The organism is Paenibacillus medicaginis (assembly GCF_042138635.1).
Classification (GTDB): Bacteria; Bacillota; Bacilli; order Paenibacillales; family Paenibacillaceae; genus Paenibacillus; species Paenibacillus medicaginis.
The window spans coordinates 1-24,065 of record NZ_JBHIRY010000029.1 but is presented as its reverse complement, the minus strand read 5'-3'; the positions used below and the strand labels follow the sequence as shown (position 1 = coordinate 24,065).

The following is a 24,065-nucleotide window of genomic DNA, read 5'->3' as shown; positions in this document are numbered from 1 at the left end:
TGCCATTCCTCCTGTCCATTTTTCGCTATCTAATCATAGCAAAAAAATGATGTTTGCAACAACAATCGGCGAACCCTCTGGGTCCGCCGATGGTGTACGTTCATGCGTAATATTGCCGTTTGCTCAATCACTTGAATTTGCTAAGCTTGTCGCCAAAGCGCTCTCCAAGAGTAACGCTCATGCCTTCATTGTTCAAGGATACATTCGGGTTGTTCAACTGCTCTCTAGGGGCACGGTCACGCGATCTTTCAGGTCTTTCAGCTCTAGGCGATGGTGCCGGAGCTTCTTCCGTTTCCTTGATGCTCAGGCTGACACGCTTCTCTGCCGGATTCATTTCCAGAATTTTCGCTTTCACTTCTTGACCCTCTTCAAGCACTTCCTGAGGAGTTCCGATGTGCTTGTGCGAAATCTGTGAAATGTGCACCAGACCTTCTACGCCAGGAGCGATTTCAACGAATGCTCCAAAGTTAACGAGACGTTTTACTACGCCTGTCACAATATCACCATTGTTGAATTGTCCTGCAGCGGATTCCCATGGACCCGGTTGAGCTGCTTTCATACTCAGGCTGATTTTTCCTTTTTCAGGATCTACCTTGAGCACTTTTACCTTCACCTGCTGTCCTTCGGATACGACGTCGGACGGCTTGTCAACATGATTCCAGGCAATTTCGGAAACGTGAACCAGCCCATCTACACCACCCACATCAACAAAAGCTCCAAACTGGGTCAGGCGCTGAACTGTACCCACAATCTCCTGGCCTTCCTGCAGCTCGGACATCAATTTTTGCTTATTCGCTTCGAATTCGGATTCGAGCACATCTTTTTGGGAAAGAATGACCTTGTTATTTTCACGGTCCAGTTCTTTTACTTTAACGCGCAATGTACGTCCCTTGTAATCGCTGAAATCCTCGACAAAATGACGCTCCACCATGGAAGCCGGAATAAATCCGCGCACACCAACATCTGCTACAACGCCGCCTTTTACTACATCGGTTACGGTAACCTCGAATACATCCTGGTTATCGAAATGCTGCTGCAGCTTCTCCCATGCATTCTCGCTGTCAATAGCACGCTTGGACAAAACCAGCTGCTCTTTGTTGTCGTTGATGCTTGTAACCCTGGCTTCGATTTCTTGTCCGACCTGTGGCTCCTCTCCATCGAAAGACAGCTCGCGAAGTGGAATTACGCCATCGTATTTATATCCAATGCTTACTACCGCTTGGTTATCTTCCAGCTTCACGATTGTTCCTTTGACAGTATCCCCTTTTTTGAGCGATACCATCTGGTCAAGCTCGTCTTGAGTTGCCGCCTCAACAGCTTCTTGGTTTCTTGTTTCTTCCGACATGTCAATACCCTCCTCAATTCAAAAACACCTTTATTCAAACCTGCGTATAGCAGAGTTCAAAACATTCATGTATGCCCAGCCTGTCAAGCTCAGCTCTGTGTCGGCTGACCGGTCTCTTTCATCGTGCGGATTCTGGACATAATGCCTTCGGTTGCGAGTTCCAAAGGATCGCCTTCCACGGCCGCCTTGTACTGCTCGAGATCAACCGGCTTCCCGTAAATGACCTTCGTCTTCCGGAACAGCTTGTAGTCGCCCACAATCGCTACAGGCACGGCGGCGGCCCCGCTGCGAAGCGCAAAGCTTGCAGCCCCTTTCTTGCCCATTCCCTGAGCGTTCCGCGATCCTTCCGGAAATATACCCATAACCTCTCCATCACGTAAAATCGTGAGGGCCAACTTGATCGATTCCTTGCTCACTCCGCCCCGCTTTACCGGAAAAGCTCCAAGCTTCGCGATCAGCGGTCCAAGGACAGGAATATCAAATAGCTCGGCTTTGGCCATAAAGCGAACCTTTCGGTTCAGCAAGATACCAACGGTAGGCGGATCCAGGTTGCTGATATGATTGGAACAAAGCAGTACACCGCCTTCGGCCGGCACGTTCTCGGTGCCGATCGCCTCCAATCTGAACAGGAACCGATACAGGATGCGCAGAATTCCACTGCACAATTCATAAATCATTGCTCAATCTCTCCATCCTATCGCCGTTTTGCAGTAGGATACGATCGTATCGACAACCTCGTCGATATCCATATACGTCGTATCCAGCATCATGGCATCTTCGCTGCGGCGAAGCGGGGAAACTTCCCTTTCTTCGTCCAATTTGTCCCGAGCCGCAATATCGCGTTCGAGCTGCTCCAGCGTGATGCCCACCTCCCGCAATTCTTTGAATCGGCGAAGAGCACGCTCCTTGACGCTGGCAGTCATGAATACTTTCAACTCTGCGTCCGGCAGCACGGTCGTACCGATATCACGGCCGTCCATGACTACGCCTTTGCATTCCGCCATCCGGCGCTGGCCTGACGTTAAATGTTCCCGCAAACCCGCGATACTGGCATACCTGGATACGTTGCCGGTTACGTCCAGCGAACGAATTTCCACGGTGACATCCACTCCGTTGCAGATGACCTTCTGCCCGGACGGGTCCGGTTTTAATTCAATCACCATTTTGGGTACATGTTGAAGCACTTCCTGGACATCTTCCGGTAAAACCTCATGTTTCATCAAATACCAGGTCGCTGCCCGGTACATGGCGCCAGTGTCCACATATACATAAGATAATGCTTCAGCCACCCTGCGGGCAACCGTACTTTTGCCTGCCCCGGCAGGCCCATCAATGGCGATGTTGATTTTCCCGTTCGATGCCGTACTCTGCCTTGCCAACGGGGCACCCTCCTCAACCGAAAGCCTCAATAAAAAAACAGGCATTGCCTGCGACGTGAAAATTATACCACACCTAGCACGATGATGCAAAAACAGGCCTTTTTGCTCCATACCGGAAATTTACTCTCCCCATCCGTTCATTTCTTTATTGCCGGTGCTCCAGCTGCTGTTCAAAGCAGTATCTGATAACCTTCTGCCGTTCCAGATCAGGAATTTTTTTATAGGCTGCCATAACCTGGCTTGTACTGTTCTCCTGCACAACAATCCTCACAATTTCCGCATCAAAGCTGACATGCTCCCTGGTCCCGTTCTTGTAAGGCACCAGCAGCCAGCATTTAAGGCTCCAGCCTGACTGCAGTACAGCCTCGGGTCTGGCGTTAAAAGACACACCGCCCCCGCCTACGTCAATCGTATGGGTTATAAAATGAATGGCATGCTCCTGCGACTGCACTGCAATTTCCAGCGATGCAGGAACCCGCAAATAGCTGCGCCGCTGAACCTTTGTGATTTCATGTTCCAGCGGCTTGCGAATATGGATCAGCTGTACCCTGTCTTTTTCAAATCCGGTAACATGCGAGTTAAAATAATGCCTTAGTCCGTTTTCATTTACAAACACAACGGAAAGCTCGTCACCGAGATGCAGCATCTTCATTTTGCCGGTGTCCACATTGATCGGTATTTCGACCAGATAGTTGTCTTCTTTCATATCCATAATTCTGGCTCTATAATCAAACGTATCCGTCTTGTCGTCCGAAGCAGCCAACTGAAAAAATAGCATATCTGTTATTTTGGGCAACATCCCTGCCACCATCCTCATCCTGCGGTAATCTGCATCGTTGTATAACCCCGCCATTATACCATGACTTTTTACCTGAAAGATGAAGTTTTTGCGAAAAGGACGTGTACAAAAAACAGCCTCCTGAATGATCAGAGGGCTGTCGGAAATCAATGAAAAGCCTAGCTTACAAACGGTTTATTATGCTGTTCCTTCTTAAAATGTTCGTCCGCATCCTTGACTTCCTCGATCTTCTCTTCTTCCCCCGTATTCGCATTCATGTAAATCCGATAGACCGAGCCGTTGATTCGTCCCCCAAATTCATAGCAGAGCACATGCTTTGACAGCTCATTTTCAATGACGGCCTTCCGGTGGTACATTTCCTTGAATTCGGGATTGAGAAATTTGCGCGCTTGAGCGGCACTCAGCTTGGCCTTCTGCAGCTTCCGGGTATTTTGATGCTCATAGATATAATCGCTTGCCTGCAAACCGATGACCTCTCCGTTGTCCAAAGCCGAGCGGACGGTGACCTTTTCCGGATAAATGAGCACATCCCCTTCGGACGGCACAAAAGTGAGGTTGGCCATATTATCGTATTCATCATAAGCTACCGCCTTCATCCCCTTGTAGCCCTTATGACTGAGGAAGGAATTCGCCTTGGCAATCGCCTGGCTGCGGTTCACCGCTTTTTTGCCCACCGGCCGTTGATCGCTGTAGGAAATGAGCATACCGCCGTTGTGAGTAAAATCCATACTTTTTCCGCTGCCGTTTCTGGCATTAATAACTGCGGTGTATGAAGGCCATTCTGTATTTTTGCCATTTTCAAGAATCTTCACATCCTCCGGTCTGGTCGCGGCAAACTTGGCTGCTTTAGCCCGGATATCCTGCGGAGTAGTAGGCCGCAAATTCAGCTTTTTCACAGACCGCTTATCATACATACTGGCAATGGAGGGCCCCCAGTCGAGCTCGGAATACTGCTCCACTTTTTTATCCACCGTCTTGAAGCCGTCAATAATCGTATTGTCTGCAGGCTGCTTCTCTGTTGCGATGGCCGACTCCACATCCATCCAGCGCAGGTTGTGAGCCAGCACCTTGCTTTGCATTTCATGAAGATCCTTCGAAATATCCTTCGAATTTTCATAGAGAACCTTGAGGTTTTTCACCTCCTTGTCGCTGAGCGGTTCCTTATTCAAATCCCGGACAGAGGTCTGGTATGCAAAATTGGACATCCGGGAAAGCAGGTCCTCCGCATGATTGAAGGAAGCCAGCGACAGCGGGAGCTGGTTGACCTCATTCTGCGCTTCACTGGTCAGCCTCCATACATTAACCAGGCTTTTACGGTGCATTCCATTCGAGGCTGTATTGACCGCGATGGCATTGCCAAGCTGGGAGTGCAGCTGGTCCATATGGTAGGACAAATCATGAAATGCCCGCTGATACTGGTTCTCCGCCTTGATCAGAAGCGAATTCTTCTCCTGATTCTCCTGATATCCCCATACTAAAGCTCCGACCAGCAAAATAGCTGCAACAGGAAACAAAAAAGCGCTTATTCGCTTATACATCGTGAGAGTCTCCTTTCATCAGGTACGCTAACCATAGTGTGACAAGATGAAAGGACTCTTATGCATAAGCTTCAGGAGTCTACAAGGCCTCCTCCTCGATGATGAATTCGTCCGCATTATCGCACAGACAGCGCTTGAATCCGGTTTCAATCCGGTCCATCTCTCTGCGGCCGCGCAGCACAAATTTTTCCCCACACTGTTTGCAGTAAATTCTTACTTTAACACGCATAAAAAACACACCTCCGTCATCAGGCACGAAGCCCGTATGTCAGACAAGTGTGTCCAATTTGCTTACAAGTTAACCTCTTCCTCCGGTTTAACCACGCGGAACGGGGAGCGGCTGTTCGCTCTTGCGAGTTTGCCCATACCCATAAACCAGAGCAGCAGCATCAAAGGCACGATGAACCAGATCCAGTCCTGGGTCAGCGTATTCAGGATAATATCGTAAAGACCGTGCCAAAACCATGGGAACAGCAGCGAGAGCGCAAGAAAGAGCTTGCTGCTTCGGCCTTCCGAGAACTTGGCCCGGCCGAGATAATAACCCATAATGATACCGAACATGGCATGCCCCGACACAGGCAGCAACGAACGAATGACCAGTGACCCGATAGATGAATAACCAGCCCACGCATACAGCAGATTCTCTACGGTCGCAAATCCAAGCGAGACGGCTGCGGCATATACGATCCCGTCATAAGGCTCATCAAATTCCGTATGATTATAAATGACATGGTACACAACAAACCACTTTAGAAACTCTTCGACTCCGGCCGATACGCCAAAGGAGGTAAGCAGCGTATGATCGCCGAGCCAGAGCGTCAGCCCCCGTTGAAAGATCATGACTGGCAGCACGACAAGAAAACCAAGCAAAAACACCCTGATTACCATATGCAACGGCTCGGAGTCATATTTATCCTTGAGATAAATATACGTCAGTAAAGCGATACCCGGCGCTATCGCTGCCGCAAGTACCGAAAACAGGAGCACCGTCATCCCTCCAAAAAACTGCAGCCGGCCCGTGTGTCTGCAGGGCCGGCTGTCGTTCAAAATGCTGCAGCAGCCAGACCGTCAGGTCTTCCTGCTACGGCTTCCAGAGCACCGGATTAGCCGCGGCTGTCAAAATGCGAGCAAATGGTTGCCACCGCATTCTCGGCCATGACCAGCTTGCCATACTCTTCAAGCACCGCCGGAGTAAGGGAAGATCCTTCCCCGAATTCAGCCAGCACCGCAATGAGCGCGGCATGCCGGTCTTCATCCACTTCCTCCGGCTCCAGATATAGAATCCATTTTCCTCTATAGTGATACAGCTTACCTGCCTCCGTAATATTGCTGCGGAGCATGTGAGCCGCTTCAATTAGCACCTCGAAATCGCTGAAGGCGTAAATAATGGAATCACTTTGTTCAAGGGTGACCTCCATCTCATATACTTCTTCAGGCAGCTCATCATCAGAACCCGAAACGTACTGCTGGTGGTCGTATTTCCCCCGGGTTACGATAACGACCATTCCTTGAGCAGGAAGCGCAAATACTTCGACGGCTAACGGACCGGTGGCGTCAAAACCGAGCTCGCTGTATGCCTGATCCATCATTTCAGTAAACAGCTCATGCACCTTCGGAATTTCCTGCCACATGTCCTCTCTTTGTATGCCGCGCTCGCTCAGATCGTCAAATGTAAGGAAAATCCGTATCTTGTCCTGACTTAATCTTTCTATTTTCATACTGGATCCTCCTCTGCAACCGAGTATTATAAACAGAATATGATGCAACAAAGACACCTGTGATGAAAATGGTTCTATGTAGATATGTTATCATTTTATACCCTCAAATGCACGCAATAAAAAAGACAAAAAAAGAATCATTTGCACAGCCCGAAAAAAAGCCGCGAAAATGATTCTCTACAAAACAATGCGGTTTATATTCCAGGTACCGCCGTATGGGTTTCTTTAAGGATCTGCTCAACCTCGCGCTTGACATCGGGACTGTTGCGGATAAACTCCTTCAGCATTTTAATATTCTCTGCTTTTTCGCTGCTGGAGTAAGTTTTTTTTCTGGCTTTGTCCCCATCATGCTTTTCCTGCCTGGTCATCGCAGCGTTCAGGTCGCTTCCCATCATGCCGGGAAAAGTCGCATCCATTAGTCTGTGTTTTGCCTTTTCCATCATGCCGCCTACATTGCCGCCATTACGGTTCATGCCCATCATAGCGGAACCGCCGTTTTTGGACATCAGCGAGGTGGCAGCTGCTCCCAGAAGCACACCCAGAAAAAATGAAGAAGTTTTCACAATATGGACCTCCTTTTGTGATAAGATCGTCCATAGTGTTCTCTGGAGCCAGGGAACTCATGCGGTATAAATACAGGAAAGAGTGATGCACACATGAGCACTAAAGCGGCAGCCATACTGCTGACCTCAAGCCTTCTGCTCGGGGCTTGCGCTTCCGCCACGGAATCCGCTGTCCCGGCTGATTCCTCACCGCAATCCGGCCAGAATGACACGGGCAAATCCGGTACGGCAGAGCAGACACCCCCCTCAACCGGAACAGATACCGCTGCCGGCGGCAAAGCCCCCGGTGCAGGGAAAAATGAGTCATCAGAAACAGGCAGCGAAAGCGAGGACGTTCGGAGCGCTGAGGAGCAGCCCCAGAAGCTGTACCGCATGAACAGCGCCTATAATATTGTCCCCATCAAGGAAGGTGGCGCAGAGAAAAAGATCGTGCTTCTGACCTTCGATGACGGCCCGAAAGACCGGGTGATGGTTGATTCCTTGCTGAATACCCTGGATAAGCATGGGGCGAAGGCTGTATTTTTTGTGAACGGGTACAGGGTCAAGGAGCATCCTGAGCTGCTGAAACAGATTAATGAACAGGGTCATATGATCGGAAATCACAGCTATGACCACATCATTCTTAAAAATGAGCCGATAGCCAAAGTGCGGAAACAGATTAAAGACGTGCAGGAGCTGGTAAAGGATACGATTGGGACGGCACCGGTCTTTTTCCGTCCCCCTAACGGAGCCGGCGGGGATGTCGGACAGCAAGTGGCCAAGGAAGAGAACCTTCTATACATGACCTGGTCCAACGGCTCTCTGGACTGGACCATGAAAAAAAGCGATCCGAACAAAAAACAGGCTCTGATCCAAAATGTGATGGACCAGCTCCATCCAGGGAGCAATATTCTGATGCATGAGCTGCCCTGGACCGTTGAGGCACTGGATGAGCTGCTGACCAAGCTTGAGCAGAAAGGGTATTCCTTCGTGGACCCCGGCAGCATCGACACGGAGGCTTCAAAATAGCGCTTGTTCGTATCGGCAAAGAAGAACCCCGCTTTGGATGAGTCGGGGTTCTTCCGCAATATATTCAGGCATCAGGGCTTGCTCGACAGGGATGACATAATGACACGCAATGGAGGTGCGCCCTCGATGCCCCACCAAAGAAGGGCTGCCGTGATAAGGATGAATAAAGTGCTCAAAAAGTTCATAAACCACTTGCTTACACGAATGCGCCGTGACGGAAACAGCTCTGTGCGGGAAACATACACTTCCCCCCCGGCTGCTTCCTCTTCGGTCAGAGGCACCGTATCCGTATAAGCGGCAGTGTAAGCTTCTGCCTTGGCAGGCTGCTGTTTTTTTTCTTTTTTATCTTTTTTCGGCCTCCTGCTGCGGCGTCCCCTGTATTTTTCTACTCTGCTCAGTTCCTTGTTCATGGTTCCCTCCGAAAACGCAGCGCCAGGCCGGAAATAAGGTCAATCACAAAATGGCACAGGATCGGCGCCCACAGGCTTCCGGTCTGTATATAGATGTAACCCAGGCCATAGCTGCTTAAAAACACCCACCCGGTCGGAATCCAATGCTTCAGGTAGCGGATGTGAATCAGGGCAAATATGATGCTCGTCCAGTATGGACCAAATGCGTATTGAACGGCTCCCCTGAAGAGAAGCTCCTCACAAACGGCAACAACAGCTGCAATACATACGATATGCCAGACCGGCCGATGGCGAAACAGCATGCGGTTGATTCCCCCGTCATCCATGGCGTCCTCCGGCATCACAGACGAAATCAGCAAATCAACCAGCAGCATCAGCGCGGCAAGGCCCAGACCCCACCAAAGAAAGCTCATGCCTTGAGGTACAGCCAGCACAGCAGGAACGCTGCGTCCCTGTAAAAAAATCCACACCGCTCCAATCACAAGGGTCAGCAATTGGGTGAGATAAAGATTGAACAACAGCAGACGGTCGGTAAGCTCCTGCGTTTCCGCTTTTCTGAGCTTCAGCTTCTTGATGTTCTTCAGGTTTAGTTTTTTCATTATTTCCTTCCCGGTCCTCTGCTATTTATTCATTTAGCATCATAGCCAATTTTCCATGATGATTCAAGGCGTCGCAACTCCCGATCTGCCGAGCATGGCGTGCAGTCCGCCACACTTCTCCGGCAAGTCTTTTTGCCTATTGACACACTTATGTCAGGCATGATACATTATGAAAAAATTTATTGTAACACAAACTTCGACGGAGAGAAGACGCTGCAGGTTCTATCAGAGAGCCGGTGAATTGGTGTAAACCGGTGGCAGGCGGCATCCCTTTAGCGCTCCTGAGTTATTGTCCCGAAATTTACGGCTTTTGCCGTTCATGTAGGTGCAGTCGGCGGAAGACCGTTATCCTTCAGGTCATTCAGACCGTTAAGGCTGTCCGTTGCGAAACGGCTGCGAATTAGGGTGGTACCACGATAACTCTCGTCCCTTACTATGGATATAGTATGCGGATCGGGAGTTTTTTTGTTGTCTTGGCATCCCCGCACCACATCTGCAGCGCCGTCAGCCGGCTTAAATGCCCTTGGACCCTTTGGCACTGCAATGCGCCAATGTATCTCACAGCAATATCATTTGAGGAGGAAACGCGAAATGTACAAAGTGCTAGTATCGGATCCGATCAGCGACATGGGGATTCAGCAGTTAATGGACGCAAGTGATGTGACCGTGGACAAAAACACAGGCCTGACCGAAGATGAGCTTGTTGCCATCATCGGGGAGTACGACGCGCTGCTCGTCCGCAGCCAGACAAAGGTCACTGAGCGGATCATGTCCGCAGGCACCAGACTTAAAGTAATCGGCAGAGCCGGCGTCGGGGTCGATAACATTGACCTGGAAGCCGCCACACAGCGCGGCATTATCGTCATTAACGCCCCGGACGGAAATACCATTACGACATGTGAGCATACCTTTGCCATGATGATGGCCCTGGCCCGCCACATTCCGCAGGCCTATGCGAAGACGATTGGCGGCACCTGGGACCGCAAAAGCTTCCTCGGGGTAGAACTGCGCAACAAAACGCTGGGTGTTCTGGGCATGGGCCGGATCGGCAGCGAGGTGGCCAAACGTGCCAAAGCGTTCGGAATGAACATTCTCGGCTATGATCCTTTTCTGACCGAAGAGCGTGCTGAGAAGCAAGGAGTCAAGCTGGCGAGTGTTGATGATATTGTTCGCAATGCCGACTTCATTACCGTGCACACGCCATTGACACCGGAAACACGCCATATGATCTCCAGACCGCAGTTTGAGGTCATGAAAAAAGGAATGCGGATCATCAACTGTGCCCGCGGCGGAGTGATCGACGAGTTCGCGCTTGTGGAAGCCATTAATGAAGGCATCGTCGCTGGTGCGGCGTTCGACGTATTTGAATCCGAGCCGCCGGCTCAGGATCATCCGTTCCTGAATCATCCGAACATCATCGTGACACCTCACTTGGGCGCATCAACGGTGGAGGCCCAGGAAAATGTGGCCATTGACGTGTCCGAACAGGTTCTTCATATTCTGCGCGATGAGCCGTTTAAAAATGCGGTCAACATGCCGCCTGTAGCACCTGGCGTGATGAACAAGCTCCAGCCTTATTTCAGCCTTGGCGAAAAGCTTGGCAGCTTTGCCGCCCAAATCACCGCACAGGCTGTGCGTGAAATTCATATCGAGTATGCCGGCGACCTGTCCGAGGACGATACCCAGCCATTGACACGTTATATCCTCAAAGGCGTGCTGCGCCGCCATCTGGGCAGCGATGTGAATATCGTCAACTCGATGCATTTGGCGAAATCGCGTGATGTCGGCTTTGTCGTGACCAAAGCCCCGGCAACCAAAGGCTTTACGAATTTGATCAGCGTCACCCTGAAAACCAAGCCAGGTGAAGAGCGCCGTGTGGCAGGCACGCTGCTTGCCGGTTATGGCGAGCGTATCGTCAGACTGGATCAGTTCCCGGTCGACGTCGCGCCGGAAGCGCATCAGGTGCTGATTTCCCACAATGACAAACCCGGCATTATCGGACGCGTCGGAACCCTGCTCGGACAAAACGATGTCAATATCGCATCGATGCAAGTCGGCCGGAAAGTGATCGGCGGCGAAGCCATCATGATGCTGACCGTGGACAAGGCCGTCCCTAAGCAAGTGCTCATCGAGCTCGCCGGCTTGTCTGATGTGAATTCCGCTCAGGAGATTGTGCTGGAGTAGCTATTCGTCTTCACTTGCACCAGCACCAGTCTGTTCGCCTGATACTATGCGTTTACGATGTGAGTTACTAGCAAAAGGTCGAGAACCGGAGCTTTTCGGTTCTCGACCTTTTTACTACCCCAAACAAATGGCAAATTGAATAGCCATTTGACCCTAATGCGCGAATATGCACGACAGTCAGCGGAGAGGACGAAGCAATTCCGGAAAAGCGAAGCGTTCGCCTTTGGCCCGAAGGGTCAACAGCGATTGTAGGAATGCTTCGTTCTCGGAGCGCCTCCCAAGTGCAAAATAAGCACAACAGGTCAACGGCCGATTCATTTGCCATGTTCCACGATGAACAATTTTTTATTGTAATTTTCAACAAAAAAAACGGATTTCGGGCATTTTCAGATCTATTTTCGCGTCTATCTTACTTCACAGGCAGCGTAATCGTAAATTCAGAGCCCTGTCCGATGATGCTCTCGGCAGTAATGGTTCCATGATGCGCCTCCACGATATTGCGGACAATCGCAAGCCCAAGCCCTGTTCCGCTCTCCTCGCCACGTACCCGCGCTTTATCCGCTTTATAGAAGCGCTCGAAGATATAAGGCAGATCCTCACTCGGTATGCCAACCCCCTCATCCCGAATCCGGATGATGATGGATTCTCCCTGTTCATCAGCAGTCCGCCCGGCATGCATAGAGATGTGCTTGCCACCCGGTGTATGCCTGAACGCATTATCAAGCAGATTGGTCAACACCTGCTCCAGCCTGTCTTCGTCCGCGGCAGGCAGCATAAGGGGAGCGCCTGTGATCCGGCATTCAAGCGCCAGACCCCGCTCTTTGGAACGGACGGCAAATTTGCGATGAACACGCTCCACCAGCTCATCCACCTGTACCGGGCTGCGGTCAATGTCGACGTGTCCAGCCTCCATTCTCGTTAAATCCAGCAAATCCTTGACAAGCCTGCCCATCCGCAGCGACTCATCATGGATGACCTGGATCAATTCCTCCGTCTCTTCCGGCGAACCGGCCATACCGTCCAGCAAAGCCTCGCTATAACCCTGCATCATGGACAGCGGCGTCCGGATTTCATGGGAGACGTTGGCGACGAAATCAGCGCGTACTTTTTCCAGCCGTTCCTCTTCGGTTACATCGCGCAGAACGGCCACCGCTCCCCGGATCATATCATCCGTATAGAGAGGAGCCATCTGAACGGACCACACTCCTTGCTTCACATGCACCTTCGCCCCCGCATCCTCTCCGCTCTCCATCACCTGTTCAAAAAGAGGCTGCAGCGGTTTCGGGACGCCAAAGCGCCCTTCTTCATGCCCGCTGTCCTCCCATTTCACCCCCCGCCAGCTTGCAACCGTCTGCTGTCCGGGAGGATTGGTCAATATAATTTCACCATCACGGTTAAAGGTAAGCACAGCATCGGTCATGCTGCGCAGCACACTGGACAAGTGGTTCTTCTCGACATTCAGGCTGCGGATGGTCGACTCCATTTCGGCGGCCATATGATTAAACGTAGTAGCGAGAGCGCCTATTTCATCGCTGCTGACCACCGATACCCGTCTATCATACCGGCCCTTGCGGATTGCGTCTGCCGCTTGAATGAGCTGCTGCATGGGCTGCGTAATTTTGGTAAACAAAAACAGGGCGAAAAACGTCGTCAACAAAAAACCGACGATACAGGTGTATGTGAATAACCGTTTAATATCCGATGATTCCGCAGCGGCGAAATTGGTATCTATATAAGGAAGCAAAAATAATCCCAGAAAAATAAGCACACAGCCGACCAGGCATATGATTGTGATCCATAATTTGCCGACGAGCGATCTCCAGAAGCTCAATTTATTTCGGGACCTCCAGTTTATAGCCTACTCCCCATACGGTTGTGATCATGCCTGCCGCCTCCGGCGATACTTTGTTCAATTTTTCACGCAAACGTTTGACATGGGTATCTACAGTTCGCAAATCACCGAAAAACTCATAATTCCACACATCCTTCAGCAGCTCTTCCCGGGAAAACACCTTATCTGGTGATATGGCCAAATAATGAAGCAGCTCATACTCCTTGGGTGTAAGACTGACTTCCTTCCCTCCGGCCGTCACGCGATGGGCGTCATTCTCAATCACGAGGTTAGGGAATACAATGCTGTTGCTTGGCGTCGTCTCCTTGGTTAAAAAAGCCGTTTCCGAAGATCTTCGCAGGATCGCCTTCACCCGGAAGATGACTTCACGCGGGCTAAAAGGCTTAACGACATAATCATCGGCTCCTACCTCAAAGCCCTGTACACGGTTGGTCTCTTCTCCCTTCGCTGTCAGCATAAGGACAGGAGTAGCCTTTACCTGCCGCAATCGGCTGCATACCTCTACCCCATCCATGCCTGGCAGCATAACATCAAGCAAAATGATGCTGTAATCGCTCGCTGTCGCTTTGCGCAGTGCGGTCTCGCCATCTTCCGCCTCATCAATAGAGTAGCCTTCTTTTTCGAGATACATGCGCAGCAGCCTTCTGATACGCTCCTCATCATCGACAACCAAAATGCGGTTATTTCCTTCCGACACATCCAACAACCCCTTATTATGGAAATCCTCTTCAAACCATACAAAGCCACTTTCTCTATTTTACTATTTTCCGGGATTAGGTCAAATTAAAAGGAAAACAGAGGCTGTTCGCCTCTGTTCCGCTTTTTTAAATCCCAAAATAGTTTACTTCGTTCCCTTGCGCTTTTTCTCGGATTTAGCCAGCTGAATGAGCCGATTCACCTCGTCTTTGGTCAGCGACCTCATTAGCCCCCGCTTCAGATTTTGCAAAAGAAGATCCCCGAAGGCAATGCGCTTCAGGCGAATCACCGGATGGGAAATCGCTTCAAACATCCGTCTGACCTGACGGTTGCGACCTTCATAGATGGTGATCGCAATCACGGATTCCTTGCCGTCCGGATCCACATCCTTGTATTCCACCTCAGCCGGTGCGGTCATGCCGTCCTCAAGCTGAATCCCCTTCCTCAGCTTGTCCAGCTCCGTTCCGTGCGGCACGCCCTTGACGGTTGCCAAATACGTTTTGGGCACATGGTGCCGCGGATGTGTAAGCAGGTTGGCAAACTCACCGTCATTCGTTAGCAGCAGCAGCCCTTCGGTGTCATAATCCAGCCTGCCTACAGGGTAGACGCGCTCTTTGACGCCCTTAAAGTAATCGGACACAATTTTGCGTCCTTCCGGATCGGAAGCGCTGGTAATCACACCCTTGGGCTTATTCATCATCAGGTATACTTTCTTTTCCGTTTTAATCGGTTTGCCGTTTACCGTTATGATATCCTGAGCGGGGTCCGCTTTCGTGCCAAGCTCCGTAACGGTCACCCCGTTAACCTCCACTTTGCCAGCAAGAATGAGCTCTTCGCATTTGCGCCTGGACGCCACGCCTGCCTGGGCAATAATTTTCTGTAATCTCTCCATGTTCGTGATTTCACCTCATGCTAATGATACCCAGCGAAGCCCAAAATCACAAGCTGAAATCCGGTAAATCTTCTACAACGTTCAAAATACGAGCAGACACACAGCAATCGCCGCCGCAAAACCCACGAAATCCGAAAAGAGTCCGACCTTTAGCGCATACCGCCCGTTGCGGATGCCGACCGCCCCAAAATAAACAGCGATAACATATAAAGTCGTATCCGTGCTGCCCTGAATGGTGGAGGCCATGCGGCCGATCATGGAGTCGGGGCCATATGTGCGGATCAAGTCGGTCGTGTAAGCAAGGGAACCAGAGCCGGTCAGCGGCCGCAGCAGACCCAGCGGCAGCACCTCAGGCGGAATATCCCATAAGCGGAACAGCGGCGCGATCCAGCCCAATATAAAATCTAGCGCCCCCGATGCCCGAAAAATGCTGATGGCCACCATCATACCGACGAGGGGCGGAATAATGCCAACCGCAGTCGAGAAGCCGTCTTTGGCTCCTTCTACAAAGGATTCATACACCGGCACCTTTCTCGTATATGCATAAAGGGGGATAAACGCCAGAATGACAGGAATAGCCCAGGTAGAAATGAGATTTATAAATGCAAGCAATGGAAGGCCCCTCCTTTACATGGACTTGCCTGCCGGCTGTTTTGGAACAGGCGGACGCCGTCGCAGTCGTTTGCGGAACCAGCGGTCGGCGGCAATTGCCGCGCAGGTGGCAATTGCCGTAGCCATCAGCGTGGTGCCGACAATTTCAGCAGGCTGTGCGGAATGGTAATTCATCCGGATTGCGATCAGGGTCGTCGGGATGAGTGTAATACTGGCCGTGTTCAAGGCAAGCAGGGTACACATGGCAGGAGTGGCTGTATGCTTGTCAGGGTTAAGCTTCTGCAGCTCCTGCATCGCTTTAAGCCCCATCGGAGTAGCCGCATTCCCCAGCCCCAGCAGATTGGCGCTCATATTGGATAAAATATAACCCATCGCCGCATGATTCCGCGGCACATCCGGAAACAGAAAACCTATGAAAGGCGCAAGCAGCCTGGACAGCTTCTCCATAAGCCCCGCGTCCTCCGCAATCTTCATCATCCCCATCCAGAATACAAGAACACTGATCAGGCCAAAGCACACGGTGACAGCAGCAGCAGCCCCGTCAAAGGCTGCCTTGGTTACAACGTCCATCTTTCCCTGCACAGCTGCAAACCCGACGCCAATAACAATCATGGCCATCCATATCACATTAACGATGGGATTCACCGCCTTTCTGTTCTACCGCAGTTCGCATTATGCGGTAAATAACCGCTGCATCACTTCATTCCAGGCATCTCTCCATGAGCTCTCCTGCACATCACCAGACGCGGGGGAGGGAACCGCCTCTTTGGCGCGGGGAATATAGCTGCCCTTTTCATATACAGGCACAGACCCGATCGGTCTCCCGTCAAGCAGCATGTCAATCCTGCCGCGAAGCCCGAAGGAGGCGCGGTCTGATGTGGAATTTACAGTTGTTGTTTTGGTTAGTACCAGTTTTTTGGTCAACAGGCGTTCTTCCCCCTCAGCAAGCGGATAGGAAAAAGAAGCGCCTGTGACGAAATTATATCCGCTCAAGGGCATGTTTCTCCGTGCGACTTCCACCACCGGATAATAGCGGAAGCCGTAATCCAGCATCCGGCCATGGTCATTCCAGTCGTCTCCATCGTTCAAAGTAACGGCGACAAGCTGGCGTCCGTCCCGGGTGGCTGAGCTGACCAGACAGCGGAAAGCTTTTTTTGTATAACCCGTTTTAACCCCATCCGCACCCTCGTAAAGCCGCAGCATCTTATTTTTGTTATGCCAGGAATAGTCCCACTGCTCGTTAGGATTGGGGGCCTTCCTGGTTTCTGTTTTGACAATTTCCCGGAACACCGGATTCCGGAGCGCATACGCTGTAAGCTTCGCCATATCATTGGCTGTGGAATAATGCCCTTCTACATCCAAACCGTGCGGGTTGGCAAAATGGGAATGCTCAAGCCCCAACTGTTCAGCTTTGGCGTTCATCAGAAAGACAAAACCCTCTTCAGAGCCGCCGACATGCTCGGCGATGGCCGTAGCGGCATCGTTGCCGGAACGGAGCATCAGTCCGTACAGCATGTCTTCCAGTTTCATCTGCTCGCCCAGCTTCAGAAACAGGGAGGAGCCTTCTTTGCCAAAAGCGTTCCGCGATACAGTAACCTTGTCTTTAAGGTTGCCATGCTCTATAGCCACGATGGCGGTCATGATTTTGGTCAGACTGGCAATCCTCATCTGGTTGTCGCCCTCTTTTTCATACAATATACGTCCTGAGGAAACATCGATCAGTGCTGCGGCTTGGGCATGGTTGGCCGGCTCAGGCGGAAGCCCGGTTTCAGGAGCTGCCATGGCCGCTGCGGACTCGAATAGAAGGACGATGGATATGAGCAGGCTTATTGAGACAATCCTGTGGTGTGTTAACATGGCAATCCTCCGGTTCGGATATGGTCTTGTACCATTTTATGTACTTGCTGTCGAAAGTATGTCCTTTCCAAAGGCCAAAAATCCTTTCCGACAGACATTCACCGGCCTGACCCGGAGAAATCTGGTACGGAAAGGATTAAGATTAGCTGTATGGCTTACAGGTAGGATGTAGTGGTATGATCCGTACTGCTGACCGGAACTTGCGGTGCCATTTGGCCTTCGGGCATTCCGGCTGTCGCGGTCGATCCCGAAACGCCGGTTCGTCCGATCATGGACTGGATTCTATCGATCAGATGTGGCGTAGAGTCGATAATCTTCTCAAACAGATGAGTCTGGTTATCCAGCGGTACAATCTGAACACCTTGCCGGCCTACAACGAGAAATGCAATCGGCTGGATGGATACGCCTCCCCCGCTTCCGCCACCAAACGGGTGCCCGGCCTTCACACCTGAAGATGCTGAATGGTCTGCCACGTCGTCCATCACGTTAAAATCACTGCCCCCTGCCGCAAATCCGAAGCCCACCCTGCTGATGGGCAAAATGACGGTTCCGTCCGGCGTTTCCACCGCATCCCCTACAATGGTGTTGACATCCACCATGCCCTTGATGTTTTCCATTGCTGTTTGCATGAGTCCCTGAATCGGATGATCTGACATAGAAGCTCCCTCCAGTTCATTAAGCTAGGTTTTTTCTTCACTTATCATCCCCAATTGCATTTGAGTTATGTAACACAATTATGGGTTGATTACCGTGCTTCTCTGGAGGGGGAGCCAGCTGATTTTTAACAAGACCAGCCTGAATCCGTTTTTGCTCTGTATCAAAAATATGTAATATTTAATTGTGCACTCTAATGCTCCGATATATGACCGGACGATTCCCTGGTGAACACTTTTTTCCATGCTTTAAAACCTCCGGGCACTTTGAAAATGCCGGCCAGCAGCCTGATCAGCGAAATCATCACGTAAGCCATGGATATGGAGGCACTGCATACCACATTCATGGAAAAATAATTCCGTTCATCCCATGACGGAATGACGGATAAGGCCGGTGCGCAATCATACCGCACATGCCCGGTTGTCCAGCCCACGACAGAGCTCTTCAGGGCCCAGACCACCCCGATCAGAACAGCTGTCTGCGAGCAATCCTTTACACCGAGCTTGGTTGTCCATTCCAGATGGGAAAGGGAGATATGGGCGACCGTTTTATTGATCCACTGCTTCAAGGAGACTGTATTTGCGAGAAGAAGGCGGATATTGTGCAACATCTCCTCGATCATGCCTTTGTCGACTACAGCATCCTCCTTGTCCGCTTTATCCTCCCCCACATTCACGTACCTGTCAAGCCTTACCCATATCCCCTTGCGAAATCGGTCGATCACGACAGAAGGCAATTCATACTGGAAACGAACGAGCCCATAAAGCATGTGAACCTGCAAACGGGCATAATCATTATTAGCCTGTTTAAGCACCTCGGCGTGAATCTTCACTCTGGAGAGCAGCACGGCCAGAATAATTATAATCAAAGCTGCAATGACGATCCATATCCACACAGCCGGCTTCACAGCTTACCTCCTTCCCGTCCATACACCTGAGTTGTACATTATGTCGTTTAGTATAGCCCTGGAAAAGGAAAACATTCGTTGCGCCCCGCTGTACAGGCAAACAAAACAGGGATTCCGCACAGCCTAAAGCTGCTGGGGCATCCCTGTTTTGAGTGGATTTTTACTCTTCTTTATATTCGATATCTTCTATGGTCAGCTGCTGCTGCTCGTCCAGCTTGCTGAACAGAAGCTGCGTCTCTTCCTCCAGCTGATCCGTATCCTCAAACAGCTCAGGCTGTGGCAGCTCGTCGAGGCTTCCCAGGCCAAAGTACTCCATAAATGCTTTGGTCGTTCCGTAAAGAATCGGCCTGCCAATGGCGTCTGCCCGCCCTGTCTCTTCGATCAATTCTTTATTGACAAGCGTATGAATGGCACGCTCTGATTTCACTCCACGTATTTCTTCAATCTCGACCCTGGTGATGGGCTGCCTGTAGGCGATGATCGCCAACGTTTCCAGAGCAGCCTGGGAAAGGGACACACGTGCCGGGGAATATGCCAGCTTTTCGAAATAAGGGGCATGGTCGGAAAGTGTGGCAAGCTGGTATCTGCCGGCCAACTTCAGCATCTGCAGCCCTCTTCCTTCCTTTTGCATATCGTTCTTCATGTCTTCAAGACAATCCGTGACCAGTTCAGGGCGCTGCTCTGTAATTTCGGCAATTTGCTTCACGGTCAAGCCTTCTTCGCCCGCGAGAAACAGCAGCCCCTCAATAATCGATTTCAGTGTCGGATAATCCATCAGCACGTAAATCCCCTCTCCACTCCATCACAATATCATCAAAAACTTTCTCCTGATAACATACAATCTGCTTCATCTTCATCAGCTCAAGAATAGCGAGAAACGTCACCACGATCTCATTCCGCTGCATGTCATCATGCATCAGCCGCGAGAACAGCAGCCTGCTGCCCGGGCCCGCCTTTTCGAGCACGGTCAGGACCTGCCGTATCCGGTCCTTTACAGAGATTTCATCCCGGTGAATCCGGGCCACCGTCGTTCTCCGCTCGGCTCTGCGCAGCGCACGCTTAAAGGCCGCGATCAAATCAGCCGTATGCAAACCAAGCACCGGGTTGGCCGGCTCGCTTGGAACGTAAGAACTCAAGTCTTCAGGCTCCTTGCTGAACATGAGGCTGCGTTCCCATTCCTTTTCGCTGAGATGGCGGGCAATTCCTTTATACTTGCGGTATTCTATCAGCTTCTGTACCAGCTCTTCGCGCGGATCATAATCCTCATCCTCGTACATGTCATATTCGTCCATGTCGATGACCGGCGGTTTCGGAAGCAGCAGCTTGCTTTTAATCGACAAAAGCGTCGCCGCCATGACCAGAAATTCGCTTGTAACGTCCAGCTCAAGCTCCTGCATCGTATGAATGTAGTCCATATATTGATCCGTGATTTCACTGATCGGTATATCCTGAATGTCAATCTCGGCTTTCTCGATCAGATGCAGAAGCAAATCAAGCGGCCCCTCAAACGTTTCCAGTTTATAAGTTACTACCGTCAAAGCATTTTTCCTCCCGCCAAATTCACAAACTGCAGTGTATCAGAATGTCAGAGCATTCGATAACCGAGTTAAAACTGTTTTGTCAGATTCGCCATTTCAATCGCGGCTAACGCCGAATCCCAGCCTTTGTTGCCGGCCTTCGTGCCTGCGCGTTCGATAGCTTGCTCAATGTTCTCCGTGGTGACGATACCGAAAATAACCGGCACGCCTGTTTTAAGGTTTAAAGCCGCTACACCTTTGGCTACTTCGTTGCACACGTAGTCATAATGGGTTGTGGAACCGCGGATAACCGTTCCGAGCGTAATGACGGCATCAAACTTTCCGCTTTCCGCCATTTTTTGGGCAATCAGTGGAATTTCAAAAGCTCCCGGTACCCATGCTACGGAAACCTCATCATCAGCAGCACCGTGCCGCTTCAAAGCATCAAGTGCTCCGCTCAGCAGCTTGTTTGTAATAAATTCATTGAATCTTCCAACTACAATACCATATTTTAATCCGGAGGATACAAGATTTCCTTCAAAGTAATTCGCCATTCTGATCATCAGCCTTCCCGAGTTTGGTTTTTAAGTATAATACTGCTTTATTAAAGCTCATTCTGCTCCAGCGTTTCGAACGTAAGAAGATGTCCCAGCTTCACCTGCTTTGTATGAAGATAATTGGAGTTATCCTCATTCTCCGGAATTTGAATAGGCACACGTTCGACCACTTCAAGACCATAACCCTCCAGGCCTTTAATTTTTCTTGGGTTATTGGTCAGCAGCCGAATCTGGCGCACCCCCAAATCCCTGAGCATTTGGGCACCGATGCCGTAATCGCGCAGGTCAGCCGAAAAACCAAGCTTCAGATTGGCGTCTACCGTATCAAGACCTTCTTCCTGAAGTTTATAGGCTTTCAGCTTATTTATCAACCCGATGCCCCTGCCTTCCTGTCTCATATAAAGGAGAATACCGGCGCCCTCTTCCTCGATTTGGTTTAAAGCAGCCGCGAATTGCGGCCCGCAGTCACAGCGGTGCGAATGGAACACATCCCCTGTCAGACATTCGGAGTGGACCCGCACCAGAACCGGCTTCGTGGGATCAATCTCGCCTTTGACCAGCGCTACATGCTCCTTGTTGTCCACCTCATTGGAATAGGCCACCGCCTGGAACTCTCCAAAGTCGGTCGGCATGCGCACAGCCACCTCCCGCTCCACAAGCTGCTCGCTGGCAATCCGGTAGCTGATCAGATTTTTAATACTGATCAACTTCAGACCGTGCTGGGCGGCAATGTTCGCCAGATCTGGCAGCCGAGCCATCGTCCCGTCCTCCTTGATCACTTCGCAGATCACACCAGCCGGCGCGGCGGCGCTCAGCTTGGCGAGGTCCACGGCAGCTTCGGTATGGCCTGCCCGCCTTAACACGCCGCCTTTCTTGGCGATCAGCGGAAACATATGGCCAGGTCTGCGAAAATCACCCGCCGCCGCCGCCGGATCGACGAGCGCCTTGGCGGTCATGGAACGCTCTACAGCGGAAATTCCTGTCGTTGTTTGAGCATGGTCCACCGACACGGTAAACGCTGTGCCGTGATAATCCGTATTTTGCGACACCATCGGCTTAAGCTCAAGTTCATCAGCCCGTTCCTGCGTAATGGCCACACATACGAGACCGCGTCCCTGCGTGATCATAAAGTTGATCGCCTCCGGGCTGGCCTTGTCGGCGAGCACCACAAAATCCCCTTCATTCTCACGATCCTCGTCATCCACCACGATGACAACCTTGCCCTGCTTGAGATCGGTTATGGCATCCTCAATCGAATCAAAAACGATATTCTGTTCCATGTATTTCTCCCTCCTTGTTCATGTTGAATGGATACCGGGCTTGCCTCAGGAGAACCCGTGCTCAGCCAGGAAATCGAGATCCAGCTGTTTAGGGGCTTGCGGCTCCTGATTGTTCCTGTTGAAGAACAGCAAATGCTCCACATACTTGCCGAGAATATCGCATTCGATATTGACAGTATTCCCCGCCCGCTTGCCGCGCAAAGCTGTCGCTTCCAGCGTGTGCGGGATAATGGATACGACGAAGGACGACTCCTGCAGCAGGGCCACCGTCAGGCTGATCCCGTCGATGGTCACAGAACCTCTCGGCACCAGATATTTGAACAGCGCATCATCATCCGGTATGATCTCGTACACGACCGCATTCTGGTCCCGGGTGATACGGGCAATCCGGCCGGTCCCATCCACATGGCCTTGCACGATATGGCCGCCAAACCGGCCACCCGCCGCCATGGCCCGCTCCAGATTGAGAGGGCTGCCGGACTGAAGCTCGCTTAAATTGCTGTGCCGGTACGTTTGGGGCATGACATCCACCGTGAAGCTTCGTTCACCGATTTTGGTTGCGGTCAGACATACCCCGTTCACGGACACACTGTCGCCAATTTTCAGATCCCCAAGCACCACTGCAGCGGAAATCTCCAGTTCCATCGCTTCCCCGCTGCGTGCAGCTTTGCGGAGAATGCCCACTTCTTCAATAAGACCTGTAAACAACGGCTCCTGCCTCCTTTCTTGTTACGCAAGGCCTTATCAGCCTGTATTCCTACAACCGGAATGCTCAGAACAGTACGAAAAACCGTCTATCGATTAAAAAGCCCCCGGCGGATATCGCCAGGGGCAGGGATTAAGTAGTGAATCAGCTTTCATTAGATATACACAAACAAACCCCAAAAGCTCAAATCTATGTACAAGGCTGCAAGAAATAAGCCTCCGCACTGGTGCAAACCGCACCGGCCAGACTGAACATTTTGAAAAAGTGTACATGAAAGCTAGCGCTCTACACATAGATGCGCTGCGTCCACCATCCTTCTCCCATCCAGACTATACTGTCGGTCCCGGATTCGCACCAGGTCCACCTTCAGCCGCTCTTGACAAGCAGCATCCGGGTCACGGACTGAGCCGCCTGAAATTATGCTTATTCAAGCGTCATCACCGCCGGTAGGGAATTTCACCCTGCCCCGAAGGATAGCTATTCGATTAGGACTGCCTAAACTCCAAAAGGCAGGAATTTCTTCAGTCGGTTGTAATTGAGCAAATCGTAACACTTTGAAACACAAAAAGCAAGCAGGTGTTCTTTTGTACGGTAAGAGGGGCTCCGAGAACGAAGCTGCTGTGTGCATCTCCCCGTCAAAACCAAAATTCAAGCGATTCAGACTGATGCGGATAGTAGATGTTATTTTTGTTTAGTTTTAAAAACTTCAACTATATTCATTAAGAAAAAAATTAAGATAATGATAATGAGTAAAAATTTTAAAGTTAATAGGAATGTATTGCTTGTTACTATCCAAGTGTATCCAAATGCAATACCCAACACCGATATTACAATATTCTCTATGTGTTTACTTTGAAACCTTGTCATAATAAATTTCATGACCATTATAACCTCACATTTCGCACCCTGCTAAGATGAACTTGGATTGATTTTCCTCGTGTTTTGGGATAGCCATCAGCGAACAGCACAAATCAAACCTGACCGAACAAGCA

The 24,065-nt window shown here is 50.8% G+C and carries 26 protein-coding genes and 1 riboswitch; of the genes, 2 read left to right on the top strand and 24 right to left on the bottom strand.

Annotated elements, in window-relative coordinates:
* Positions 1–127 precede the first annotated feature (127 nt).
* The 9 genes from rpsA to ACE5LO_RS22225 all read right to left on the bottom strand — a co-directional run bounded on the left by rpsA (position 128) and on the right by ACE5LO_RS22225 (position 7,342).
* On the bottom strand, positions 128–1,345 hold the full coding sequence (gene rpsA, locus ACE5LO_RS22265; protein ID WP_375522166.1) for a 30S ribosomal protein S1: 1,218 nt from the start codon (positions 1,343–1,345) through the stop codon (positions 128–130).
* 89 nt (positions 1,346–1,434) lie between these two features.
* Positions 1,435–2,022 carry a lysophospholipid acyltransferase family protein gene (locus tag ACE5LO_RS22260; RefSeq protein ID WP_375522165.1) on the bottom strand — a complete coding sequence of 196 codons (588 nt, stop codon included), beginning with the start codon at positions 2,020–2,022 and terminating at the stop codon, positions 1,435–1,437.
* Between the two features lie 3 nt (positions 2,023–2,025).
* Positions 2,026–2,724 (bottom strand): (d)CMP kinase, encoded by a 699-nt coding sequence (gene cmk, locus ACE5LO_RS22255; protein ID WP_375522164.1) that lies wholly within the window; start codon positions 2,722–2,724, stop codon positions 2,026–2,028.
* Between the two features lie 145 nt (positions 2,725–2,869).
* A complete protein-coding gene (locus ACE5LO_RS22250) occupies positions 2,870–3,523 on the bottom strand; it encodes a flagellar brake protein (protein ID WP_375522163.1) in 654 nt (217 codons plus the stop codon).
* 158 nt (positions 3,524–3,681) lie between these two features.
* Positions 3,682–5,061 carry a germination protein YpeB gene (gene ypeB, locus ACE5LO_RS22245; RefSeq protein WP_375522162.1) on the bottom strand — a complete coding sequence of 460 codons (1,380 nt, stop codon included), beginning with the start codon at positions 5,059–5,061 and terminating at the stop codon, positions 3,682–3,684.
* A gap of 79 nt (positions 5,062–5,140) precedes the next feature.
* Complete coding sequence (locus ACE5LO_RS22240; protein WP_375353544.1) at positions 5,141–5,290, bottom strand: hypothetical protein; 150 nt, start codon at positions 5,288–5,290, stop codon at positions 5,141–5,143.
* 62 nt (positions 5,291–5,352) lie between these two features.
* Positions 5,353–6,048: a glutamic-type intramembrane protease PrsW gene (gene prsW / locus ACE5LO_RS22235; RefSeq protein WP_375522161.1), complete on the bottom strand. Its 696-nt coding sequence runs from the start codon at positions 6,046–6,048 to the stop codon at positions 5,353–5,355.
* Between the two features lie 116 nt (positions 6,049–6,164).
* Positions 6,165–6,779: a genetic competence negative regulator gene (locus ACE5LO_RS22230; RefSeq protein ID WP_375522160.1), complete on the bottom strand. Its 615-nt coding sequence runs from the start codon at positions 6,777–6,779 to the stop codon at positions 6,165–6,167.
* 194 nt (positions 6,780–6,973) lie between these two features.
* Entirely contained in the window at positions 6,974–7,342 is a 369-nt protein-coding gene (locus ACE5LO_RS22225) for a hypothetical protein (RefSeq protein WP_375522159.1), read from the bottom strand.
* A 93-nt stretch (positions 7,343–7,435) separates the two neighbouring features.
* Between ACE5LO_RS22225 and ACE5LO_RS22220 the strand changes: the two genes are divergently transcribed.
* A complete protein-coding gene (locus ACE5LO_RS22220; protein WP_375522158.1) occupies positions 7,436–8,350 on the top strand; it encodes a polysaccharide deacetylase family protein in 915 nt (304 codons plus the stop codon).
* A gap of 71 nt (positions 8,351–8,421) precedes the next feature.
* Here the strand turns inward: ACE5LO_RS22220 and ACE5LO_RS22215 are convergent, their stop codons facing one another.
* Both ACE5LO_RS22215 and ACE5LO_RS22210 read right to left on the bottom strand, forming a co-directional pair.
* Positions 8,422–8,760: a hypothetical protein gene (locus ACE5LO_RS22215; protein WP_375522157.1), complete on the bottom strand. Its 339-nt coding sequence runs from the start codon at positions 8,758–8,760 to the stop codon at positions 8,422–8,424.
* Complete coding sequence (locus ACE5LO_RS22210) at positions 8,757–9,359, bottom strand: CPBP family glutamic-type intramembrane protease (protein WP_375522156.1); 603 nt, start codon at positions 9,357–9,359, stop codon at positions 8,757–8,759. Before ACE5LO_RS22210 ends, ACE5LO_RS22215 begins: the two co-directional genes overlap by 4 nt.
* Before the next feature lie 591 nt (positions 9,360–9,950).
* On the opposite strand from ACE5LO_RS22210, the gene serA reads away from it, so the two are divergent.
* Positions 9,951–11,543 (top strand): phosphoglycerate dehydrogenase, encoded by a 1,593-nt coding sequence (gene serA, locus ACE5LO_RS22205; RefSeq protein WP_375522155.1) that lies wholly within the window; start codon positions 9,951–9,953, stop codon positions 11,541–11,543.
* A gap of 409 nt (positions 11,544–11,952) precedes the next feature.
* On the opposite strand, the gene ACE5LO_RS22200 is transcribed toward serA, so the two are convergent.
* The 13 genes from ACE5LO_RS22200 to ribE all read right to left on the bottom strand — a co-directional run bounded on the left by ACE5LO_RS22200 (position 11,953) and on the right by ribE (position 23,075).
* Positions 11,953–13,374, bottom strand: a complete 1,422-nt coding sequence (locus tag ACE5LO_RS22200; protein ID WP_375522154.1) for an ATP-binding protein — start codon at positions 13,372–13,374, stop codon at positions 11,953–11,955.
* A 1-nt stretch (position 13,375) separates the two neighbouring features.
* On the bottom strand, positions 13,376–14,092 hold the full coding sequence (locus tag ACE5LO_RS22195) for a response regulator transcription factor (RefSeq protein ID WP_375522153.1): 717 nt from the start codon (positions 14,090–14,092) through the stop codon (positions 13,376–13,378).
* A 144-nt stretch (positions 14,093–14,236) separates the two neighbouring features.
* Positions 14,237–14,983, bottom strand: a complete 747-nt coding sequence (locus ACE5LO_RS22190; RefSeq protein ID WP_375522152.1) for a pseudouridine synthase — start codon at positions 14,981–14,983, stop codon at positions 14,237–14,239.
* An 81-nt stretch (positions 14,984–15,064) separates the two neighbouring features.
* Entirely contained in the window at positions 15,065–15,595 is a 531-nt protein-coding gene (locus ACE5LO_RS22185; RefSeq protein ID WP_375522151.1) for a spore maturation protein, read from the bottom strand.
* A 15-nt stretch (positions 15,596–15,610) separates the two neighbouring features.
* The gene (locus tag ACE5LO_RS22180; protein ID WP_375522199.1) at positions 15,611–16,231 is read right to left on the bottom strand and encodes a nucleoside recognition domain-containing protein; all 621 of its coding nucleotides are present in this window, start codon (positions 16,229–16,231) and stop codon (positions 15,611–15,613) included.
* Between the two features lie 36 nt (positions 16,232–16,267).
* Positions 16,268–17,452: a D-alanyl-D-alanine carboxypeptidase family protein gene (locus tag ACE5LO_RS22175; protein ID WP_375522150.1), complete on the bottom strand. Its 1,185-nt coding sequence runs from the start codon at positions 17,450–17,452 to the stop codon at positions 16,268–16,270.
* Positions 17,453–17,607: 155 nt separating this feature from the next.
* Positions 17,608–18,108 carry a GerW family sporulation protein gene (ytfJ, locus tag ACE5LO_RS22170; protein WP_375522149.1) on the bottom strand — a complete coding sequence of 167 codons (501 nt, stop codon included), beginning with the start codon at positions 18,106–18,108 and terminating at the stop codon, positions 17,608–17,610.
* A 191-nt stretch (positions 18,109–18,299) separates the two neighbouring features.
* Positions 18,300–19,013: a DUF2953 domain-containing protein gene (locus ACE5LO_RS22165; RefSeq protein ID WP_375522148.1), complete on the bottom strand. Its 714-nt coding sequence runs from the start codon at positions 19,011–19,013 to the stop codon at positions 18,300–18,302.
* 160 nt (positions 19,014–19,173) lie between these two features.
* Complete coding sequence (gene scpB, locus ACE5LO_RS22160; protein ID WP_375522147.1) at positions 19,174–19,788, bottom strand: SMC-Scp complex subunit ScpB; 615 nt, start codon at positions 19,786–19,788, stop codon at positions 19,174–19,176.
* The gene (locus ACE5LO_RS22155) at positions 19,757–20,551 is read right to left on the bottom strand and encodes a segregation and condensation protein A (protein WP_375522146.1); all 795 of its coding nucleotides are present in this window, start codon (positions 20,549–20,551) and stop codon (positions 19,757–19,759) included. Before ACE5LO_RS22155 ends, scpB begins: the two co-directional genes overlap by 32 nt.
* Before the next feature lie 68 nt (positions 20,552–20,619).
* A complete protein-coding gene (gene ribH, locus ACE5LO_RS22150) occupies positions 20,620–21,084 on the bottom strand; it encodes a 6,7-dimethyl-8-ribityllumazine synthase (protein WP_375522198.1) in 465 nt (154 codons plus the stop codon).
* 50 nt (positions 21,085–21,134) lie between these two features.
* Positions 21,135–22,367 carry a bifunctional 3,4-dihydroxy-2-butanone-4-phosphate synthase/GTP cyclohydrolase II gene (locus ACE5LO_RS22145; protein WP_375522145.1) on the bottom strand — a complete coding sequence of 411 codons (1,233 nt, stop codon included), beginning with the start codon at positions 22,365–22,367 and terminating at the stop codon, positions 21,135–21,137.
* Positions 22,368–22,412: 45 nt separating this feature from the next.
* A complete protein-coding gene (ribE, locus tag ACE5LO_RS22140) occupies positions 22,413–23,075 on the bottom strand; it encodes a riboflavin synthase (protein ID WP_375522144.1) in 663 nt (220 codons plus the stop codon).
* A 306-nt stretch (positions 23,076–23,381) separates the two neighbouring features.
* Positions 23,382–23,551: riboswitch (FMN riboswitch) on the bottom strand.
* Positions 23,552–24,065 lie beyond the last annotated feature (514 nt).

Excerpts from the sequence above, each read along its gene's own strand:
- rpsA (WP_375522166.1), bottom strand. The coding sequence starts at position 1,345 with ATGTCGGAAGAAACAAGAAACCAAGAAGCTGTTGAGGCGGCAACTCAA.
- ACE5LO_RS22260 (WP_375522165.1), bottom strand. The coding sequence starts at position 2,022 with ATGATTTATGAATTGTGCAGTGGAATTCTGCGCATCCTGTATCGGTTC.
- ACE5LO_RS22250 (WP_375522163.1), bottom strand. The coding sequence starts at position 3,523 with ATGTTGCCCAAAATAACAGATATGCTATTTTTTCAGTTGGCTGCTTCG.
- ypeB (WP_375522162.1), bottom strand. The coding sequence starts at position 5,061 with ATGTATAAGCGAATAAGCGCTTTTTTGTTTCCTGTTGCAGCTATTTTG.
- ACE5LO_RS22240 (WP_375353544.1), bottom strand. The coding sequence starts at position 5,290 with ATGCGTGTTAAAGTAAGAATTTACTGCAAACAGTGTGGGGAAAAATTT.
- ACE5LO_RS22230 (WP_375522160.1), bottom strand. The coding sequence starts at position 6,779 with ATGAAAATAGAAAGATTAAGTCAGGACAAGATACGGATTTTCCTTACA.
- ACE5LO_RS22220 (WP_375522158.1), top strand. The coding sequence starts at position 7,436 with ATGAGCACTAAAGCGGCAGCCATACTGCTGACCTCAAGCCTTCTGCTC.
- ACE5LO_RS22215 (WP_375522157.1), bottom strand. The coding sequence starts at position 8,760 with ATGAACAAGGAACTGAGCAGAGTAGAAAAATACAGGGGACGCCGCAGC.
- ACE5LO_RS22210 (WP_375522156.1), bottom strand. The coding sequence starts at position 9,359 with ATGAAAAAACTAAACCTGAAGAACATCAAGAAGCTGAAGCTCAGAAAA.
- serA (WP_375522155.1), top strand. The coding sequence starts at position 9,951 with ATGTACAAAGTGCTAGTATCGGATCCGATCAGCGACATGGGGATTCAG.
- ACE5LO_RS22190 (WP_375522152.1), bottom strand. The coding sequence starts at position 14,983 with ATGGAGAGATTACAGAAAATTATTGCCCAGGCAGGCGTGGCGTCCAGG.
- ACE5LO_RS22175 (WP_375522150.1), bottom strand. The coding sequence starts at position 17,452 with ATGTTAACACACCACAGGATTGTCTCAATAAGCCTGCTCATATCCATC.
- ytfJ (WP_375522149.1), bottom strand. The coding sequence starts at position 18,108 with ATGTCAGATCATCCGATTCAGGGACTCATGCAAACAGCAATGGAAAAC.
- scpB (WP_375522147.1), bottom strand. The coding sequence starts at position 19,788 with ATGGATTATCCGACACTGAAATCGATTATTGAGGGGCTGCTGTTTCTC.
- ribH (WP_375522198.1), bottom strand. The coding sequence starts at position 21,084 with ATGGCGAATTACTTTGAAGGAAATCTTGTATCCTCCGGATTAAAATAT.
- ACE5LO_RS22145 (WP_375522145.1), bottom strand. The coding sequence starts at position 22,367 with ATGGAACAGAATATCGTTTTTGATTCGATTGAGGATGCCATAACCGAT.